Source organism: Saccharomonospora saliphila YIM 90502 (genome assembly GCF_000383795.1).
In the GTDB taxonomy this organism is placed as follows: Bacteria; Actinomycetota; Actinomycetes; order Mycobacteriales; family Pseudonocardiaceae; genus Saccharomonospora; species Saccharomonospora saliphila.
Genome location: NZ_KB912726.1, coordinates 10,889 through 15,210, shown reverse-complemented (window position 1 = coordinate 15,210; position 4,322 = coordinate 10,889). Strand labels below are relative to the sequence as shown.

Genomic DNA, 4,322 nt, shown 5'->3' with positions numbered 1-4,322 from the left:
GGACCGCGCGGCCTGGCCGCCCTGCTTGCCGTCCTCGCCGGAACCGTCACCGCGGGACTGCACGCCGCCGCCCTCGGAGGGACCGGACAACGTCAGACCTTGCGGGGCCGCCCCGTCGAGCCCCTTGCCCTGCAACGCGGCCGGCACACCCTCTCCGCGCGGCTCGACCTGCGGCTGGGGCGGAACCGGGCGTGCGTGCCTGCCCGACCCCCCGCGCTCGCCATTGCCCTGCGCCGCAGGTGCCTGCGCAGCGCGCGTCGAGGACGAACCGGCGGAGCGCTGACCCTGGCCGTCCCGAACGGCGTCCCCGGACGGGGCCGACACCGCGGGTGCCTGGCCGCCGGGAACCTGCGCGGCCGACGCCTGACCGGACTGCGCACCAGGCTGCTCCGACTGCTCGACCTGCACGTTGAACAGGAAGCCGACGGCCTCCTCCTTGAGGGAGTCGAGCATCGCGTTGAACATGTCGAAACCCTCGCGCTGGTACTCCACGAGCGGGTCGCGCTGGGCCATCGCGCGCAGGCCGATGCCCTCCTTGAGGTAGTCCATCTCGTAGAGGTGCTCGCGCCACTTCCGGTCGAGAACGGACAGCACCACGCGGCGCTCCAGCTCGCGCATCGCCCCTTCGCCGACCTTCTCCTCGATCTCGGCCTCACGCCGCGCGTAGGCGGCGGTCGCGTCCTCGAGCAGGATCTCGCGTAGCCGGTCCGCGTCGATGTCCTCGTCGTCGGCGACGATCTCCTCCCAGGTCACCCCGACCGGGTAGAGCGTGCGCAGCGCGGTCCAGAGCTTCTCGTGGTCCCAGTCCTCCGCGTAACCCTCCGCGGTTTCGCCCCGGACGTAGGCGGCGACGACGTCGCCGAGCATGTGCTCGACCTGCTCCCGCAGGTTCTCACCCTCCAGCACCCTGCGGCGCTCGGCGTAGATCACCTTGCGCTGCTGGTTGAGCACTTCGTCGTACTTGAGGACGTTCTTGCGGATCTCCATGTTCTGCTGCTCGACCTGTGTCTGGGCGCTCTTGATCGCCCGCGACACCATCTTGTGCTCGATCGGCACGTCGTCGGGCAGCCGCATGGTGGTCATGACCCGCTCCACCATGGCCGCGTTGAACCGGCGCATCAGATCGTCACCGAGCGAGAGGTAGAACCGCGACTCGCCGGGATCGCCCTGACGACCCGATCGACCACGCAGCTGGTTGTCGATACGGCGCGACTCGTGCCGCTCGGTGCCGAGCACGTAGAGACCGCCCGCCTCGATGACTTCCTCGGCCTCGGCCTTCGATTCCGCGGTGACCTCCTCGAGCACCTTCGGCCAGGCGGCCTCGTACTCCTCGGAGTGCTCGACCGGGTCGAGGCCCCGCTCGCGCAGCACGTCGTCGGCGATGATGTCCGGGTTGCCGCCGAGCACGATGTCGGTTCCGCGGCCGGCCATGTTCGTCGCGACCGTCACCGCGCCCTTGCGACCGGCCTTCGCGATGATCAGCGCTTCGCGATGGTGCTGCTTCGCGTTGAGCACCTCGTGCGGCACGTTGCGCTTGAGCAACTGCTTCGACAGGTGCTCCGACTTCTCGACGCTGGTCGTACCGACCAGCACCGGCTGCCCCTTCTCGTGCCGCTCGGCGATGTCGTCGGCCACCGCCTCGAACTTGGACTCCTCGGTCTTGTAGATGAGGTCGGCCTCGTCGGCACGCACCATCGGCCGGTTCGTCGGGATGGGCACCACGCCGAGCTTGTAGGTCTGGTGGAACTCCGCCGCCTCGGTCTCGGCGGTACCGGTCATGCCCGCGAGCTTGTCGTAGAGGCGGAAGTAGTTCTGCAGCGTGATCGTGGCCAGCGTCTGGTTCTCGGCCTTGATCTCCACGCCTTCCTTGGCCTCGATCGCCTGGTGCATCCCCTCGTTGAACCGGCGACCGGCGAGCACACGCCCGGTGAACTCGTCGACAATGAGCACCTCGCTGTTGCGAACGATGTACTCCTTGTCCTTGCGGTAGAGCTCCTTGGCCTTGAGCGCGTTGTTGAGGAACCCGACCAGCGGGGTGTTCGCCGCCTCGTACAGGTTGTCGATCCCGAGCTGATCCTCGACGAACTCGACACCGGCCTCGGTGACGCCCACGGCACGCTTGCGCTCGTCCACCTCGTAGTGGACGTCCTTCTTCATCAACGGCGCCATGCGCGCGAACTCGGTGTACCAGCGGGATGACTGGTCAGCGGGGCCCGAAATGATCAGCGGAGTCCGCGCCTCGTCGATGAGGATGGAGTCGACCTCGTCGACGATGGCGAAGTTGTGCCCGCGCTGCACGCAGTCGTCGAGGCTCCAGGCCATGTTGTCACGCAGGTAGTCGAAGCCGAACTCGTTGTTCGTGCCGTAGGTGATGTCGGCCTTGTAGGCCTCCCTGCGCGCGGCGGGCTGCATGTCCGCCCGGATGACACCGACCTCGAGCCCGAGGAACCGGTGGATACGGCCCATCCACTCGGAGTCGCGCTGGGCGAGGTAGTCGTTGGTGGTGACGATGTGCACGCCCTTGCCCGGCACCGCGTTGAGATACACCGCGAGCACGCTGGTGAGCGTCTTGCCCTCACCGGTCTTCATCTCGGCGACCTGGCCGAGGTGCAGCGCGGCGCCGCCCATCAGCTGGACGTCGAACGGACGCTGGCCCAGCACCCGCCGCGCCGCTTCCCGGACGACGGCGAACGCTTCCGGCAGCAGTTCGTCCAACGACTCGCCGTCGGAATTGCGCCTGCGGAACTCGTCGGTTTTCGCCTGCAACTCGGCGTCCGAGAGGTCCTTGACGTCGTCTTCGAGGGTGTTGATCTGATCGGCGATGCGGCGCAGCCGCTTCACCATCTTGCCCTCGCCCGCGCGGAGCAGGCGGTTCAAAACCATCGGGTCGACCTCACTTGCGGTGTCAGGTGGGCGTCAGAGCGCACCCGTGCGGGGCGCCGGGCAGCAACACCCATCGTAGGGAACATGCAGGCCCGCGTGCACGCGGCGGCCCGCACGCACTCGGCGCACGGGCCGCCACGGGGCCTGCCTGCGGCTCAGCCCAACCGGATCACGCCGTAGTCGAAGCCTTTCCTCCTGTACACGACGCTGGGCTTGCCGCTGTGGGAGTCGTTGAAGAGATAGAAGTCGTGCCCAACCAACTCCATCTGGTAGAGAGCATCGTCGATCGTCATGGGCTCGGCCGAATGCTGCTTTTCACGCACGACCCGCCCGGGCTCGTGGCCCCGTACGCCGTCGTCCCAATCCTGGTCGTCCCACCGCTGACCGGGCAGCTCGAACTCGTCGGAGGTGCTCCGGTCGTCGGTGCGCGGCTCGGCGGGAGCCTCGAGCACAGCGGTGCCCGTGGCCGTGGGTCCAGCGCCCGATCCCAGGGCCCCGACGGCGGCCTGCCCCGCGGTCGCCTCGGCGACCGACCGGGGATTGCGCCGCCCGTAGTGCACTCGCCGCCGGTCGTGCATCCGGCGCAGGCGGTTCTCCAGCTTGCTCATGGCCGAATCCAGGGCCGTGTAGAAGTCGCCCGCACTCGCCTCGGCACGGACGAGCGGGCCCCCGCCCTTACCGGTGATTTCGACACGCTGGCAGTTCTTCGCCTGTCGACGGTTGGGTTCGTGGAAGAGCTCCACGTCGTAGCGGATGACCTTTCTGTCGTAACGCTCGAGCCGGGCCAGCTTCTCGCCGACGTGTTCCCGGTAGTGGTCGGGAACCTCCACGTTGCGACCCTTGATGACGATGTCCATACACGACCTCCTCGCTCACAGGCGTGCGAGTTTCTCCAGTGGCGACCTCGAGCGCCGGAACGGACTCCACCGGACGCGGTCGCCGCATCCGGGTCGGCTCACGGACTCCGGCGCTGGGGACATCGGCTCTTCACCTCCCTGACTGCCGGGACGTCTGATAGCGGAGCACGGTAGACCTCTCGCCGCGCCGACGACAGCCCCCGGGCCGGGGGATGTCGGGGGGAACGCGGTGGTGACCCCGCGCAGTGAGGACGGGACGACGGTGGGAACCCCGCGCCCCGTTCGGAGCAGCGTCACGGCCGTGATGGTGGGCCGAACGCGCGAGTGACGCACCATGGTCTGGCTCTGCGTGACCGAGTGCTGCGTCATATCCGGTCAACGCGGTGGCCTCGGCGACAGTTCCCGGACTACCCGTGTGGGTGACGAAATCCTTGTTTCAGCCCGGTCCCGCCCCCTCTGCGGCCCGCCCCGGTGAGCGCGAGCGCGGCCGTCACGTCGAGCCCCTCGGCGCGCAGCACCCGCGCGCACGCGGCCAGCGTCGCTCCTGTCGTGACCACGTCGTCGAGCAGCACGACCGGCATG

Annotated in this window: 2 protein-coding genes; both read right to left on the bottom strand. The window is 68.5% G+C overall.

Annotation, left to right across the window (positions count from 1 at the left end; genetic code table 11):
* Positions 1-2,883 (bottom strand): preprotein translocase subunit SecA (gene secA / locus SACSA_RS0118855; protein ID WP_019819274.1); only part of this gene is annotated, 2,883 nt, incomplete at its 3' end.
* Positions 2,884-3,038: 155 nt separating this feature from the next.
* Positions 3,039-3,740 (bottom strand): ribosome hibernation-promoting factor, HPF/YfiA family, encoded by a 702-nt coding sequence (gene hpf, locus SACSA_RS0118850; RefSeq protein ID WP_019819273.1) that lies wholly within the window; start codon positions 3,738-3,740, stop codon positions 3,039-3,041.
* Between the last annotated feature and the right edge of the window lie 582 nt (positions 3,741-4,322).

Bases quoted from the DNA above. Each gene is read 5' to 3' on its own strand.
- hpf (WP_019819273.1), bottom strand. From the start codon at position 3,740: ATGGACATCGTCATCAAGGGTCGCAACGTGGAGGTTCCCGACCACTAC.